This window comes from Aliidiomarina sanyensis (genome assembly GCF_003987175.1).
Classification (GTDB): domain Bacteria; phylum Pseudomonadota; class Gammaproteobacteria; order Enterobacterales; family Alteromonadaceae; genus Aliidiomarina; species Aliidiomarina sanyensis.
The window spans coordinates 1-15,196 of record NZ_PIPM01000008.1 but is presented as its reverse complement, the minus strand read 5'-3'; the positions used below and the strand labels follow the sequence as shown (position 1 = coordinate 15,196).

General features: G+C 51.2%; 16 protein-coding genes. 11 read left to right on the top strand and 5 right to left on the bottom strand.

What is annotated here, in order from left to right; all coding sequences use genetic code 11:
• Positions 1–6: 6 nt before the first annotated feature.
• Positions 7–480 carry an SsrA-binding protein SmpB gene (gene smpB / locus CWE11_RS08260; protein ID WP_126777153.1) on the bottom strand — a complete coding sequence of 158 codons (474 nt, stop codon included), beginning with the start codon at positions 478–480 and terminating at the stop codon, positions 7–9.
• Between the two features lie 128 nt (positions 481–608).
• Here smpB and CWE11_RS08255 point away from each other — a divergent pair, with 128 nt between their 5' ends.
• Genes CWE11_RS08255 through sixA form a run of 3 tightly spaced genes read left to right on the top strand, consistent with a single transcriptional unit; the run spans position 609 to position 1,922 of the window.
• Positions 609–1,046, top strand: coding sequence for a type II toxin-antitoxin system RatA family toxin (locus tag CWE11_RS08255; RefSeq protein WP_126777152.1), 438 nt, complete (start codon positions 609–611; stop codon positions 1,044–1,046).
• Positions 1,047–1,061: 15 nt separating this feature from the next.
• Complete coding sequence (locus CWE11_RS08250) at positions 1,062–1,433, top strand: RnfH family protein (protein ID WP_126777151.1); 372 nt, start codon at positions 1,062–1,064, stop codon at positions 1,431–1,433.
• Positions 1,434–1,922 (top strand): phosphohistidine phosphatase SixA, encoded by a 489-nt coding sequence (gene sixA, locus CWE11_RS08245; RefSeq protein ID WP_126777150.1) that lies wholly within the window; start codon positions 1,434–1,436, stop codon positions 1,920–1,922.
• 17 nt (positions 1,923–1,939) lie between these two features.
• Here sixA and smrB read toward each other — a convergent pair whose 3' ends face one another.
• On the bottom strand, positions 1,940–2,512 hold the full coding sequence (gene smrB / locus CWE11_RS08240; protein ID WP_126777149.1) for an endonuclease SmrB: 573 nt from the start codon (positions 2,510–2,512) through the stop codon (positions 1,940–1,942).
• Positions 2,513–2,653: 141 nt separating this feature from the next.
• On the opposite strand from smrB, the gene prmB reads away from it, so the two are divergent.
• The 6 genes from prmB to CWE11_RS08210 all read left to right on the top strand — a co-directional run bounded on the left by prmB (position 2,654) and on the right by CWE11_RS08210 (position 10,628).
• Complete coding sequence (prmB, locus tag CWE11_RS08235; protein ID WP_126777148.1) at positions 2,654–3,586, top strand: 50S ribosomal protein L3 N(5)-glutamine methyltransferase; 933 nt, start codon at positions 2,654–2,656, stop codon at positions 3,584–3,586.
• 40 nt (positions 3,587–3,626) lie between these two features.
• Positions 3,627–4,712 carry a chorismate synthase gene (gene aroC / locus CWE11_RS08230; RefSeq protein WP_126777147.1) on the top strand — a complete coding sequence of 362 codons (1,086 nt, stop codon included), beginning with the start codon at positions 3,627–3,629 and terminating at the stop codon, positions 4,710–4,712.
• Between the two features lie 3 nt (positions 4,713–4,715).
• Positions 4,716–5,924, top strand: a complete 1,209-nt coding sequence (locus CWE11_RS08225; RefSeq protein ID WP_126777146.1) for an MFS transporter — start codon at positions 4,716–4,718, stop codon at positions 5,922–5,924.
• 95 nt (positions 5,925–6,019) lie between these two features.
• Positions 6,020–8,803, top strand: coding sequence for a S9 family peptidase (locus tag CWE11_RS08220; RefSeq protein WP_126777145.1), 2,784 nt, complete (start codon positions 6,020–6,022; stop codon positions 8,801–8,803).
• A gap of 15 nt (positions 8,804–8,818) precedes the next feature.
• Positions 8,819–9,481, top strand: a complete 663-nt coding sequence (locus tag CWE11_RS08215; RefSeq protein ID WP_126777144.1) for an elongation factor P hydroxylase — start codon at positions 8,819–8,821, stop codon at positions 9,479–9,481.
• Entirely contained in the window at positions 9,474–10,628 is a 1,155-nt protein-coding gene (locus CWE11_RS08210; protein WP_126777143.1) for an ATP-NAD kinase family protein, read from the top strand. Before CWE11_RS08215 ends, CWE11_RS08210 begins: the two co-directional genes overlap by 8 nt.
• Here CWE11_RS08210 and CWE11_RS08205 read toward each other — a convergent pair.
• Positions 10,625–10,945: a 2Fe-2S iron-sulfur cluster-binding protein gene (locus tag CWE11_RS08205; protein WP_126777142.1), complete on the bottom strand. Its 321-nt coding sequence runs from the start codon at positions 10,943–10,945 to the stop codon at positions 10,625–10,627. The genes CWE11_RS08210 and CWE11_RS08205 overlap by 4 nt on opposite strands.
• A gap of 144 nt (positions 10,946–11,089) precedes the next feature.
• Here CWE11_RS08205 and gpt point away from each other — a divergent pair, with 144 nt between their 5' ends.
• The gene (gpt, locus tag CWE11_RS08200) at positions 11,090–11,575 is read left to right on the top strand and encodes a xanthine phosphoribosyltransferase (RefSeq protein ID WP_126777141.1); all 486 of its coding nucleotides are present in this window, start codon (positions 11,090–11,092) and stop codon (positions 11,573–11,575) included.
• Between the two features lie 68 nt (positions 11,576–11,643).
• On the opposite strand, the gene CWE11_RS08195 is transcribed toward gpt, so the two are convergent.
• Both CWE11_RS08195 and tsaA read right to left on the bottom strand, forming a co-directional pair.
• Positions 11,644–13,365 (bottom strand): proline--tRNA ligase, encoded by a 1,722-nt coding sequence (locus tag CWE11_RS08195; RefSeq protein ID WP_126777140.1) that lies wholly within the window; start codon positions 13,363–13,365, stop codon positions 11,644–11,646.
• 95 nt (positions 13,366–13,460) lie between these two features.
• A complete protein-coding gene (gene tsaA, locus CWE11_RS08190) occupies positions 13,461–14,210 on the bottom strand; it encodes a tRNA (N6-threonylcarbamoyladenosine(37)-N6)-methyltransferase TrmO (protein WP_420808392.1) in 750 nt (249 codons plus the stop codon).
• A gap of 175 nt (positions 14,211–14,385) precedes the next feature.
• On the opposite strand from tsaA, the gene CWE11_RS08185 reads away from it, so the two are divergent.
• The gene (locus CWE11_RS08185; RefSeq protein WP_126777139.1) at positions 14,386–15,015 is read left to right on the top strand and encodes a hypothetical protein; all 630 of its coding nucleotides are present in this window, start codon (positions 14,386–14,388) and stop codon (positions 15,013–15,015) included.
• Positions 15,016–15,196: the final 181 nt, after the last annotated feature.

Genomic DNA, 15,196 nt, shown 5'->3' with positions numbered 1-15,196 from the left:
CTGTCCTTACCGGACCTGATGCTTAAGCATCCGTTCTTTCGTGCGCGCCCAATCGCGATCTTTAATGGTATCGCGCTTATCGTGTGTCTTTTTCCCTTTTGCTAGGTAAATCTCTACCTTGACCCAGCATTTTTTCCAATACATTGCGGTGGCAACAATCGCATAGCCTTCACGTTCAGCTTTCCCAATGAGGGAGTTCAGCTCGCGTTTCTTTAAAAGCAATTTGCGAGTGCGGTCTGGATCGCAGACCACATGCGAAGAGGCTTGATTCAACGGCTGTATTTGTGAACCCAAAAGATAGGCCTCGCCATCTTTTAAGATGACGTAACTGTCGGAAATGTTTACCTTTCCGTCTCGGATGCTTTTAACTTCCCAGCCCTGCAATTCAATCCCAGCCTCAAATTTATCTTCAAGGAAATATTCGTGGCGGGCTTTCTTATTCAGAGCGATGGTGTTTGAGTGATTTTTTTTCTGTTTCATGCCGCGTATTATACGCATCGCTTGCATACTGAAAAGAAAAATCACAAAAGATGCAGGGATTGTTCAAAAAAGTTAGAATGCGGCACTTTTGTAACCGCCAAGCATTTAAAGCCGAGAGACGTGTAAGCATGCCTCAAATTCAACGAAGCGCCCTGGTACATTATAGTTGTCGTCAGATGTACGATTTGGTCAATGACGTTGCTGCATATCCAGAGTTCGTTCCCGGATGCGCGGCCGCGCGAATCCTGGAAGAATCCGATACCCATATGGTGGCTGAGTTATCGATCAGCAAGGCGGGGATTCGACACGCGTTTACGACGAAAAATACGCTGGTCAACGAGCATCGAATTGATATGGAGCTTGTTCAAGGGCCTTTCAAACGGCTTGGAGGTGGCTGGACCTTCAAGGAGCTTGGGCCTGATGCGTGTAAAGTGACGCTGGAGCTTGAGTTCGAGTTCTCCAGTAAATTACTCCATTTTGCCTTCGCGAAAGTATTCAATGAAGTGACATCACGAATGGTTGATGCGTTCGCGCAGCGAGCAAAGCAGGTTTATGGTACAGCATGATTCGGGAGTCGGGCGTTGAGTGAGTCCATGATCAGTCTCGAGGTTGTTTACGGGACACCGGAAAAACAGAAGATTGTGAATGTATCCGTACCGCAAGGTGTCACGGTCGCGGAGGCTATTGAACGGTCAAACATCCGGTTATTTTTTCCCGAGATCGATCTTGACACGCAAGCGGTTGGGATTTGGAATAAAACCTGCAAGCTTACGGACGTTCCTCGTGCCGGCGATCGCATTGAAATATACCGCCCATTGATTGCTGATCCAAAAGAGATTCGTCGTCGCCGCGCCGAACAAGCGAAAGCCGATGGACGTGCAGATAAAGTGACCGGTGGCCGGCCTGACCGCCAGCGTCGTGCATCAGGCGATACAGATGCGCAGGGTGATTAAATGAAATTATTTGTCATGCGCCATGGTGATGCGCTCCCTGCACGTTTCGAACGAGGTTACTTGCAGCCGGATGCCGAACGTGAGTTGAGTGAACGTGGGCGGCGTGAGGTTGAACAAATCGCGTTATGGTTGGAAGCGCACGTAGGCCAAATTGATCTCGTGATTACGAGTCCTTACGTGCGTGCGCAACAAACGTGGAATGCAGTTGCCGCTCACATTGCTGCTGAAGTGGTGGAAGTATCCTCAGAAATTACTCCGGAAGGAGATCCTGAAGCCTTTGCTGGCGCATTGTTGGCGCGCTTGCAGATTGAACCCGCCGCGACTGTCCTCGTGGTCTCGCATATGCCTTTTGTATGTTACCTTGTTGGCTACCTAGACACGTCCGTGCAGCCCCCCTTGTTTCCAACGGCAGGGCTCGCCGTGATGGACGTAGAACCCCTCGCAATGCTTGGAAAACTGCAGGAAATGCAAGCGCCTCCGCGCGATTGATGTCGGTTCGACGAGTCTCAGTCTGCAATTCGTAGCAAGACCAATAATGCGCCTTGTCCTCCCCATTCCAACGGGGCTTGATGGAATGCACGAACATCCGGATGTTGCATCAGCCAGCCCGGCACATGCTGGCGCAATACACCATGACCAATCCCATGAATTACATTCAGGCAGTTGAGGCCTTCGTGGACGCACGCCGTAATGGCTTCTGCGAGTTCTCTGCGAGCTCGCTCGCGGGTGTAGCCATGGAGGTCGAGCACCATGCCGGGGAGAAAATCATTTCTCCGAAGTTGTTTGGTGAGATAGGCTGGTTCATCGTCGGCAACCCAAGCTAGAATTCCTTCAGGCAAGGCTGGCATAAACGCATCGGAAAACGGGTCCGTCGCATGTTGTCGATTGTGCGCCTGTGCGCTGCGACGCCGAGCTCGTTGCGCGGGGGTGACTCGTGTTGGGTGATGATGTGTCATATGGTCATCGACCAGCGGCTTGACATTCTCTAGGGCTGCCCGAAACTCGTCCCGCTCTTCGGGACTCAGGGTGTATTTCGATGCGCGTGACGTGCGTTTGCTTGATTTTTCGGGCCGTCTCATGGGAAATTCACGTGAATAAAGGGTGATAGCTTGGCTCAGGTCGTTATAATAGGCAAATGAACGTCAAAAGCCTACCCTAAAGCGCTTCATACGGTGCTTTTGCGCTAGCCACGATTTAGGTGCTCTCGATAAGGATTCTGTGTGACACATCAATTTTCTCAACTTACCGATGATTTACTCACCATTGCCGATTGGCAACGGTACATTGCTTCCGCTCTGCATGGTGCCGATGTTTACTTTGGCCATGGGGCCAACGATGGGTGGGAAGAGGGGCTGTTGTTACTCTCTGAGGTGACTTCGTTGCATTTTGATGAGATTCGCGCGTATCGAGACTGCCGCCTCACGTTTGAGGAGAAAACCCAATTAGCCGCTTTGTTGGCTCGTCGCATTCGCGATAAGGTGCCGGCTGCTTACTTGGTCCACAAGGCATGGTTTGCTGGCTTACCTTTTTATGTTGACGAACGTGTGTTGGTTCCTCGCTCTCCGATCGCTGAACTAATAGAACAAGAATTCCAACCGTGGCTGACCGTACCGCCTGACCATATTCTTGATCTTTGCACGGGTTCAGGCTGTATTGCTATCGCTTGCGCCTATGCTTTTCCAGATGCGGTCGTCGATGCAGTCGATATCAGCGTAGATGCGCTCGATGTCGCGCGGATGAATATTGAAGAGCACGGCTTGAGCGATCGGGTTGAGGCGATCGAATCAGACGGGTTTAAAAGTCTCTCTGGCCGCCGCTACGACTTAATTGTCACCAATCCACCGTATGTAGATGCTGAGGATATGGATGATCTCCCGCCCGAGTACCATCATGAGCCGGAGCTAGGGCTTGCAGCGGGCGATGATGGCTTAGATTTAGTGCGACATATTTTGCTCGAGGCCCCGAATTATCTGAACGACGATGGTTTATTGATCTGTGAAGTGGGCAATAGCATGGTGCATATGCAAGCGTTGTGGCCCGAGGTTCCATTTGTTTGGCTGAGTTTTGAACGGGGTGGGGAGGGTGTTTTTGCGCTAAGCAAAGCTCAACTTGAAGCCCACGCACGTGAATTCTCTGGCGACCATCAACGATAGCGGAAACCTTTTAACTTTTTGAATCACAGGACAACAGAATATGAGTGCGAATACCTTCGGTGAGCTTTTTCGTGTGACGACCTTTGGGGAAAGCCACGGTGCTGCTTTGGGTGCGATCGTGGATGGCTGCCCTCCCGGTTTAGCGGTCACTGAAGCCATGATTCAAACCTATCTTGATCGTCGCAAGCCAGGTAGCAATCGTTATACCACTCAGCGTCGCGAAGCCGATGCGGTAAAAATTCTCTCTGGGGTTTTCGAAGGGAAAACCACCGGAACACCCATTGGCCTGTTGATTGAAAACACCGACCAGCGCAGTAAAGATTATTCGGATATTCAGGACCTATTTCGCCCTGGACACGCAGACTATACCTATGAACACAAATATGGCCACCGTGATTACCGGGGAGGCGGTCGCTCCTCAGCACGAGAGACCGCCATGCGCGTGGCAGCAGGAGCGATTGCACAGGCGTGGCTGATAGAACAAGGCATCGAAATCCGAGCAGCCATGGTACAGATGGGCAACGTACGAGCCGAACAGCTTGATTGGAGCGTGGTTCGAGAAAATGATTTCTTTTTTCCAGATCCTGAAAAGATTGTCGCGTTGGACGCACTGATCCGTGACTTAAAGAAAGAGGGCGATTCGATTGGCGCAAGAATTCGTGTGGAAGCGATCGGACTTCCCCCTGGCTTAGGTGAGCCGGTTTTTGATCGTTTAGATGCGGATACTGCGAAAGCTCTGATGTCGATTAATGCGGTTAAAGCAGTCGAAATTGGTGCGGGATTTGATGTGGTTGAACAACGCGGTTCAGAACACCGAGATGCCATGACACCGGAGGGATTTTTATCGAATCATGCAGGTGGGGTCCTCGGGGGAATCAGCACAGGTCAACCGCTAGTCGCTGAGCTCGCTCTGAAGCCAACCTCGAGTATTCGAATTCCAGGTCAAACGATTGACCGGTTTGGGAAGCCCCAAGAGGTGATCACCAAGGGACGCCATGATCCTTGTGTCGGAATTCGTGCGGTGCCGATCGCCGAAGCGATGGTCGCGCTCGTGGTCATGGACCACATGCTTCGTCAACGTGCTCAAAATGGCGACGTCACAACGCCCACACCTATTCTGCGTTAAATCATGCTGGGAATTCAGGACCGGCAATTTAGTACATCGTTTCGCCGCCAATGTCGTCGACTGAGTTGGTCATACTTTGGTTACTTTGCGGTGCTCGCTTTGCTTGTTCCGTACTTGGCCGTGTATTTGGACGGTCTTGGATTTGACTCACGTCAAATCGGCGAGCTGATCGCGCTGTCAACGATTTGTCGAATTATTGGTCCACCGGTCTGGGCATCGCTTTCGGACCGGCTCGGTCGTCTCCTTCCGGCCATTCAACTGGGTGTTTTTCTCTCGGTTGGCCTGCTCGTGATTATGAGTCAGTTGTCGAGTTATTGGAGTGTTGCGCTCGGCTTGGCTTTGATTAGCTTCTTCTGGTCCGCCATTCTCCCTCAATTGGAAGTCGTTACGCTCAGTTCGCTCGGTCCGCACCACCATTTGTACAGTCGTATCCGACTGGGTGGCAGCCTCGGTTTTATCGTCGTCGCGCTTTTTGCTGCGGAGCTCTTAGCCTGGGGCGGTGCCCAAGCATATCCTTGGATAGCCGCTGTGATGTTACTCCCGCTGGCCTGGATGTCACTCCGTTTACAGGAGCCGGAACGGTCGGTGATTGCTCCTGACGCCGCACCTTCTGAGGCATTTTGGCAGCGTGTGTGTCGGAAACCTTTTGTATTTTTCATGATATCAAGTCTCTGTTTACAAGTGAGTTTTGCGCCGTTTTACGCGTTTTTCGCGCTGTATTTGACGGGATTAGGATATGCGCCAATGTCAGTGGGTGCGCTGATTGCGCTTGGGGTTGTCGCCGAAGTGGGGATGTTCTTTGTCGCAGGAAGGTTGCTCGTTCGATTTGATGTCGCCAATGTTATCGCCCTGTGTTTGGGAATTACTGCACTGCGTTGGTTTATGCTGGCTCATGTTGCCGATGTCCTGGTTTGGCTTATTTTGATTCAATTACTCCATGCGTTTAGTTTTGCGCTGCATCACAGTGCGGCCATGCGATTTATTCATCAGTACTTTCCCAATGAACAGCACAGCCGAGGGCAAGCTTTCTATGTGAGCATTGGCATGGGGGGCGGTGGTGCGATTGGGGCTTGGTTTGCCGGACTGTTGTGGCAACAGGGGGCTGGCGCGACGCAGACATTTGAACTTGCGGCACTCTTTACCGCCGTGGGTATGCTTGCGGCTATTCTGATGACTCGGTACACACGGCGCGTCCAATCCTCAGAACGTTGAATCTCGGTCAGTGGTGTGGTCAAGACGGTCAACAGCGTGGTATCTCGAGCAATTGATCGTAATAATGGAGGAAATAAAGCAATAAGGGTTTCCTCATGAAGCGATGGTTTAAGTATAGTCTCCCGTTTGCCCTTGTGGCAGGTCTTACAGCCACAGTTACCGCCCCTGTGCTCGCAGAGCAAGCGCGGCCTCTTGCGTTGACCGACGTCATGCAATTCCGTGAAATTGAACAGCGCCAAATGGATAAACATGGTGCGACGATTGCCTTTTCTGCGACTCCTGATTTTGGTGACCGTGAAGGGATTGTTGTTCGAGTCGCGGATGGAACTACGATTTCAGTAGCCAGCGCATTTGATCCAAAGGTGAGTGCGAATGGTGACTGGGTTGTTTTTACCCGTCAGCCAACTTTGCTAGAGAGTGAACGCGCTGAGAGTCGTGAAGAACTCCGGGCTTTGTATCATCATGCGGTAGTGGTCGATGTGCAGGGCGCAAGTAAACGTCAGTTTGATCAGGTCAGTCATGCAGCCTTTACTGGCGATGGTCGCTTTTTGCTTCTGCAGCACGACGAGGATTATAGCAAGGAGGCCGGTTCAGCGGAGGGGCGATTGCTTCGCCTGATTGATCTGGCGACACAGGAACAGACGCAAATCAAAAATGTGAGTCAATTCACGGTCGCGCCCTATGGTTCGCGCTTTGTATATCAGCAAATTCGCAAAGAAACAGAAGGCGAGGGCGAGGATGCAACGACCACGCAAACCACAGCGGTCGTGTTATACAACACCGAAAATCATCGTGGAACCACACTGCACGAGAGTGACGATGCGCAATACAATCGGTTTAGTTTTGCACCAAATGGTGAAAAGCTCGCCTTTCATGTCGCATCGAAGGAGAGTGACTACCGAGAAACACCACAAAGCTTGTGGCTTTGGCAGCAAGGCACAGGGGCTCATGAGCTTAACGTGATGCTCGAACAGCACATTCTGTCGGAGCACAGCCCGCAGCGCTGGAGTGACGATAGCGCTCGTTTGTTCATTGGGCATCGTCCAACGCCGGAGAAGACGCCTGAGAGCGCCCAACGTCCACAAACAGTGGACGACTTGTTTGACATCGAACGACTGCGGAGTGACCGTCGGCTGCAAGTGTGGCATGGGGATGATGACATGATTATTCCCCATCAACGTCAGTCCCAGCGGAACTTAAATCGGGCCACGACTTTGTCGGTGCTGCACATTGAAAATAACCAGCTGATCACATTGACGACCGACTTGCGTGAGAACGCGATTCCGACTGATCACCCGAGTCATATGCTGATCCGAGATAGCCGACCCTACAGCCGAGCGATCACGTGGGATGGTTTCTATCATGACTTGTATGTCTCGGATCTTCGGACGGGGGCACGGCAAAAAGTAGCCAGTGGACTTCCATCCTTTGAGCGCGGTGCGTTGTCTCCAGATGGCCGATACGTTGTATTCATTCAAGACGCTCAATTAAATGCATTTGATGTTGAAAATGGCAGCGTGCATGCATTGGCCACCAATGCGGGTGTTTCTTGGGTCGATGAGGAAAATGATCGTCCAATGCAACCAGTAAACTATGGGGTTGGCGGATTCTTAGCAGATGGCGATGCGGTGTGGATGTACGACCGCTTCGATATCTGGCAGGTTCCTCTAGCAGCCGGTGCACACAATCAGGCGGTGAATTTAACTCGGATTGGGCGTGATCAACAGCAGCAGTATCGCCTCACGGATACTGGGGATCTGGATGTGATTGAGACCGGCCAGCCCATTCTTTTACGTGCCTATAATGAGCGAGACAAAACCAGTGGGTTCCACCAGTTAACGGTCAACGCATCGGGCGCGAGCTTGCGAGAATTGATTCATGGTGAGTCGACGTGGCGTTATCTTGCGAGAAGTGATGATGGTGAAACGTTGTTCTATACACAAGAAAACTTTCGTACCTTCCCAGATATTTGGACAGCACGTGCAGATATGAGCGAAGCGCGCCAATTGACGGACGTGAATCCACAGCGTGATGAATTCATGTGGGGGCATGCCTCATTGGTGGAGTGGGAGTCGACCCGTGGTGAGCCACTTCAAGGGGTGTTAATCAAGCCGGATAACTACGATCCCAATCGGACCTATCCTGTGTTGGTATATTACTACGAGAAATTCTCACAACGTCTCTACCATTGGAACCAAATGCGGGTAAATCACCGCCCGAATTTCCCATTCTATGTGGGCCAAGAGTATGTGGTGTTTCTGCCGGATGTTCATTTCCGTCTCGGGGCTCCAGGCCCAAGCGCGACCGAATCCTTAGTTCCTGGCGTTGAGAAGATCATCGAAATGGGCGTTGCGGATCCGGATGCCATCGGTCTCCATGGCCACAGCTGGTCCGGTTACCAAACCGCTTTTGTTGTCACCGAAACGGACATGTTTGCTGCAGCGGTGTCGGGTGCGCCGGTCTCGAATATGACGAGCGCATACAGCGGAATTCGTTGGGGCACCGGACTGGCACGTCAATTTCAGTACGAGAAGGGACAAAGTCGACTTGGAGTCAGCATGTTTGAGGACCTTGACCCGTATATAAAAAATAGCCCGGTGTTTTTTGCAGATCGGATTAATACTCCCATGCTAATTCAGTTCGGCGATAAAGATGAGGCCGTTCCATGGGAGCAAGGAATCGAGTATTATTTAGCGCTCCGTCGGTTGGATAAACCTGTGGTGATGTTGCACTATGAAGGTGAGCCGCATCACTTACAGCAGTTTGCGAATAAAATCGACTACACCATCAAGATGCTCGAGTTCTTCGATCATTATCTAAAGGGTGAAGAAGCACCCGAATGGTGGACTGACGGGCTCGAATTTCAAGTTTACGATTAGGAGTGAAATGGCAGCATGACGTCGACTGAAGTAAGTCAGACGCATAGCACCCCATTACAGGCGGATCACATGATCCGCCTGTTCAATTCATGCTTTCAAGACAGTGAGCAGACGGTTCTGATTGGGGGAGCTACAGAACCCTTGTATGCGCCTAATTCGAATCGCTATCCCTACCATCGTATTTTCTTCGCGCATGATTACGTGCGTTCGAGTCTGCACGAAATTGCCCATTGGATGCTTGCCGGAAAAGTTCGTCGCCATCTTCTTGACTATGGTTATTGGTATGCACCGGATGGGCGCACGCCAAGCCAGCAAGCGGCATTTGAAGCAGTGGAAGTGCAACCACAAGCAATGGAATGGATCCTGAGTTTGGCCGCAGGGGTCGCCTTTGAAGTGAGCCTCGATAATCTTAGTGGTGATTGTCCTCCTGATCGGGTGGCATTTACGAATCGGGTCCTTGATTGTGCATTGGCACGCTGGTTAAACGGACTTCCGCCACGTGTTGAGCAATTCCTGCCGAAACTTCTCGAGGCAACAGGACAAGAGCGCTGGACCCACGCGCAACTGCTCGAAGCTGCCCAAAAACTGCGTGCGGTGGAACACGAGCGGGCTAAACGAAGTGGACAGTCCTGTATCCTCCCTCCCGAACGTATTGAAAAGGAAAGATGCTGTGCATGAGTTTCGACTAGGACTAGTGATCAATCCCTATGCTGGAATTGGTGGCTCAGTCGCGCTCAAAGGGAGTGACGGGCCTGTGACGCGTCAAGAGGCTCTGGCACGTGGTGCTAAGTTGCGTGCTCCTGAGCGTGTTAAGACCGCGCTTCAACCCCTGTTGCTATTTAAAGATAGGATTCGTTTTGCAACGGCTGCTGGGAACATGGGAGCAGATGTCTTGCGTGCGCTTGGATTTGCCTATGATGTAGTCTACACGCCAAAGAATACTCAAACCGAAGCGGAAGATACCCAAGCGGCCGTGCGAGCGTTGTGTGCGGAGCATCTCGATTTGTTGGTTTTTGCCGGTGGCGATGGAACCGCTCGCGACGTGGTAAGAGCTCTCGGGGAACAGCAGCTGCCTGCGGTTGGAATTCCTGCAGGCGTAAAGATTCACTCTGCGGTCTATGCGGTGTCGCCCGCAGCTGCAGGCAAAGTTTTGCGTGCCTTATTGCAAGGTGAACTGACAACTTTGCGGAGTGCTGATGTAATGGACCTCGACGAGGAGGCCTATCGGAGGGGGGCCGTGCGCGCGAAGCGCTTTGGAGAACTTCAGGTTCCTGGGGAACTTGAATATATGCAAGCGGTAAAGATTGGCGGTCGCGAGAGTGATGAACTCGTGTTAGCGGACATCGCTGCAGATGTGATTGAGCGCATGGATGATGACGCTTTGTACATTATGGGCTCGGGTTCCACGGTGGCTTTCATCATGGATGAGTTGGGTTTACCCAACACGCTGCTCGGGGTGGATGTCATCTCGCGCGGCGCGGTGATTGCTCAGGATGTAACGGGTTCGCAACTTGAGGCCCTTGTCGCGGAGGCGAGAGCTGTGGGTCAGCGGGTGTATTTAGTGGTCACACTGATCGGTGGGCAAGGCCATATTTTCGGCCGCGGGAATCAGCAACTTACGCCCGAGGTGATTCGTATGGTTGGACGCGAGCATATTGATGTGGTGGCGACAAAGCGGAAACTTCAGGCTCTCGAAGGACGCCCTTTGCGAGTGGACACCGGTGACGCAACGCTCGATGATGAGCTCGCGGGCTTCATTGCAGTGATCACTGGGTACCACGACCGCACCATGGTTGCGGTCGAGGATGCCGAGGGCTCAGATTAGAACTGTGAGCGCGGCATGTGAACAACGATGCCATCGAGCTCTTCACTCATGGTGATTTGACAGCTCAGACGGCTGTTATCTTTTGGCTCACGTGCTACGTCCAGCATACTCTCTTCGATATCATCTGCGGGTTGGAGTTTACCGAGCCAATTTTGATCGACGTAAACGTGGCAGGTCGCACATGACATGACGCCACCACATTCGCCGATGATTCCGTCGAGCATCGCGTCGGTTGCAGCTTCCATGAGGGTCTGGCCGACCGGAACATCGAGTTCGTATTCGCCGCCTTGGGCGTCAATAAACAGAGCTTTTGGCATGGTTGTTTCCTATTTCCAAATGTTTCTTGCTTTATATCAAGGGCTTTTATTTGCGAGCCGCGCACTTAATGCGAGGCGGATGATATACTGATCGCTACTTCGTATACGCACCACGCGGCGAATCCTATCACAAAAGGAGAACTCATGGGATTGCATGAAAAACACGAATATTTTGTCTCTTGGGAAGAGCTTCATCGCGCTACACGGGAGCTCGCTCGTCGACAGCTACCTGCGGAACAGTGGCGTGGGGTGATCGCCGTGAGTCGTGGTGGGCTCGTGCCGGGTGCTATTATCGCACGTGAATTAAATTTGCGGGTGGTTGAAAGTGTGTGTGTTCGAAGCTATGCCCATCAAACGCAAAGCGCAGAGCCTGAAATGCTCAAAGATATTTCATGTACCGAAGATGGTGCGGGGTTTTTGGTCGTGGATGACTTGGTGGATACTGGAAATACATTGCGTTTTTTACGCAAGCGACTACCAAAGGCGAAATTCATCACGGTTTACGCAAAACCGGAAGGACTTCCGTTAGTGGATGAATACGAAGCGGATATCGATCAAAACACTTGGATTCATTTCCCGTGGGACATGCATCTACACTACGTCGATCCACTAGCGGGTGAAGATCGCTAATCCCTAGTTGATGTGATTTCTTTCACAAAAAACGCCATTCAGTTGAATGGCGTTTTTTGTATTCTTTTTTATTTTGTTTGTCGCAGGAATTCAATGACTGCTTCAATTTTCAGGGTTTCTTTTTCGCCGGTTCTGCGATTTTTATATTCCACTGCTTTTTCATCGAGGTTCCGCTCACCAATGACAATGGTATGCGGAATACCGACCAGTTCCATATCCGCAAACATCACACCGGGTCGCTCTTTTCGATCATCAAAGAGCACATCAAAACCAGCCGCGCGTAAATCAGCATAGAGTTGCTCTGCAACTTCCTGAACGCGCGCTGATTTGTGCATATTCATCGGTAAAACGACGACATCAAATGGTGCCATGGACGCAGGCCATTTAATTCCGTATTGATCGTGATTCTGCTCAATTGCCGCAGCCACAATCCGTGAAATACCAATCCCATAGCATCCCATGATCAGATTTTGATGTTTGCCATCTTCATTCAAGACACCGACTTTCATCGCATCACTGTACTTGGTGCCGAGTTGGAAAATATGGCCAACCTCAATACCGCGAGCGATCCCAAGGGTCCCTTTGCCGTCTGGACTCGGATCACCTGCGACGACATTGCGTAAATCGGCGATTTCTGGAAGGGCAAGATCCCGTCCCCAGTTAATCCCGAAATAGTGGAAGCCATCTTCGTTCGCACCGGCTGCGAAATCAGCCAAACACGCAACGCTGCGATCCACAATACACGGGATCCCGAGACCGACCGGGCCGAGCGAGCCTGGGCTAGCACCGATTACTTCACGAATCTTCTCGTCGCTGGCAAATTGCAAGGGTGAGCCCACCTTCGAGTGCTTTGCTGCTTTGATATCATTCAGCGTATGGTCGCCGCGGATAATGAGAGCAACCAAGTCCTTGCTTGGCTTTCCGTCGTCGTCTGCCGCGTGAACAATGAGTGTCTTGACGGTTTGTTCAATCGGCAAATTAAACTGCTCGACGAGTGCGGTAATTGTTTTTGCATTCGGGGTCGCCACTTTTTCCAGATTACGTGCTGCAGCAGGTGCCGCATCTAAGGACGCGATGGCTTCTGCAAGCTCAACGTTCGCGGCATAATCTGAATCATCCGAAAATGCGATATCGTCTTCTCCAGAACCTGCGAGCACGTGAAACTCATGGGATACACTTCCACCAATCGAGCCGGTATCGGCAATCACAGGACGGAAATCGAGGCCTAGTCGCGTGAAGATATTACAGTACGCTTGGTACATCGCTTGATATGTCGCCTCAAGTGACGCTTGCGTGGTGTGGAATGAGTATGCATCTTTCATGATGAATTCACGTGATCGCATCACACCAAAGCGAGGACGAATTTCATCACGGAACTTGGTTTGGATCTGGAACAGGTTCATCGGCAACTGTTTGTAGCTGCTGATTTCCTTGCGAACCAATTCGCTGATGACTTCCTCATGGGTCGGTCCCAATACGAAGTCACGTTGATGCCGATCTTTCAAGCGTAGAAGTTCTGGACCATAGTCTTCCCAGCGACCAGACTCTTCCCACAAGTCAGCCGGCTGAACCATTGGCATTAAGATTTCGATGGCTCCGGCCTTTTCCATTTCCTCACGAACAACCTGCTCAACTTTGCGAAGTACCCGTAAGCCCGTCGGCGTCCATGTATATAGGCCCGAGGCCACCTTGCGGACCATGCCCGCACGGAGCATCAGTTGATGGCTAATAACTTCTGCATCGGCAGGGGTTTCTTTGACGGTTCCAAGTAGGTACTGACTCGTGCGCATGGCGGGGATTCTCGTCCTGATGTCCTGTTGTAAAGCGGGCATTCTAGCAGGGGAGACGCAAGGCAACCAATAGTTTTGTGGAAGAAATGACCGGGTTACTCTGCTTCGATTGAAAATACGTAATTCAGATTGTCCTCGACGCGCCACTTTATATTGAAATGATACAAATGCATTCCGTAATCTTTGGCCAGATGAGCATCTTTTTGATATGCAGGACGGGGATCCTGCGCCAAAACCTCCTCAATGAACGCTTTTAAATGAGGGAACTCAATCTGTTCTTGCGCAATTTGATGCAGCGCTTCGGTGCTAAACTCAGTGCGTAATCCGGTGGTTGGACGGTGGTCTGCATAGCCTCCTCGCGCGTTTGGGTATGCATCTGCATAGGGAAGGTAAGGCTTTACATCGATCACGGGGGTGTGATCGAGGAGATCAAGGCCGCGCACCTTCAGACGTAAGTTGGGACGATACTCAATATCAATCAATTCAACGACCGAAAGACCAATCGGATTAGGCCGAAACGTCGAGCGAGTGGCGAATACACCCTTGCGTACATTGCCTCCCAACCGAGGTGGCCGCACCAAAGGACTCCAACCTTTTTTGACCGTCTCATGAAAAATAAAGTGAATCCATAAGTGACTAAAATCGTCTAAGCCGCGGACAAAATCTTCATGATTAAATTCAGGAAGAAACTCTATTGTACCCACCGCGTGTTTCACTAAACCGGGTTGACGGGGAATCGCAAATTTCTGGCGATAAGGAGAGCGAGCGTAGGCGAGTGTTTGTAACGACCAGGTGTTTGTCATTGAAAAGGCGATGTGTTTTGCAAAGTGGAGTAAGAATTTCATCACATTTTCGTCTTTTAAGCCATAATTGGATCGCTGTCTTATCGAGTATTCAAGATTAAATCATTACATTACAATGAGATAAGCTTATTGGTATGCGTTTTGCTTTTATTTAGTCAATGGCCCATTCGGATTTACGCCAGGGCCTCTGGTACATAACGAAGAAGAGGAATATCAGATGAGAGCATTAAAGTTATTGATTCTTGCCAGTTTCGCTGTCGTATCCATGTTGGCAGCGACGGTGGTGCATGCCAATACGAAGAGCGTGGAACATACCATCCCAATGGCAGGGATCACACATGTGCAAGTCCATAATGCCGTGGGATCAGTGTACATCACGCAAGGTGAGGGTGAGGAAGCCACGTTGCGGGTGGAGTTTGAAGGTAAACGAAGTGGTATGCTTCGTCGCACGAAAGATGTGAGTGACATGGACGTAACCATTCAAACCCGAGGTGATCGGGTACGTATTTCTTTTCAAGAAAATAATGTTGAAGCAACCTTTTACTTAAGTTTGCCCGCACATGGTCATCTTGAGGTCGACATGGGAGTCGGGATGCTTGATGCGCGAGTTGGTGCAACACGTGTTGATGTGAATATGGGGGTTGGGGATGTGACAGTCCGTGCTCCCCGTGAGTCCGCTGGACAGATCGCCGTCAATGCGGGTGTGGGTGCTGCGAGTATTCAAGGGGCTCTTGAGCATCAGAGTACCCGGGCGATTGTGACTGAACGGGCTTCAGGTCGCGGGGAAGGGGAGTATTCCATTCATGCGGATGTTGGCGTAGGTGACGTCAAGGTGATCCTTGAATAATGGCATCCACCGCGGTCCATATAAAAAAGCGCATCGTTTCGATGCGCTTTTTATGTTGTGCGCCGGGCACGGCGCGTTGCGCCCTGACGGGTGCTATTCCTGTACAGGTGGTACTGACAGGATGACTTGGAGGTGAGAGTCCTCTGTGAGCCCGGTAAGGGGAATCACTAGCTGAACCGCA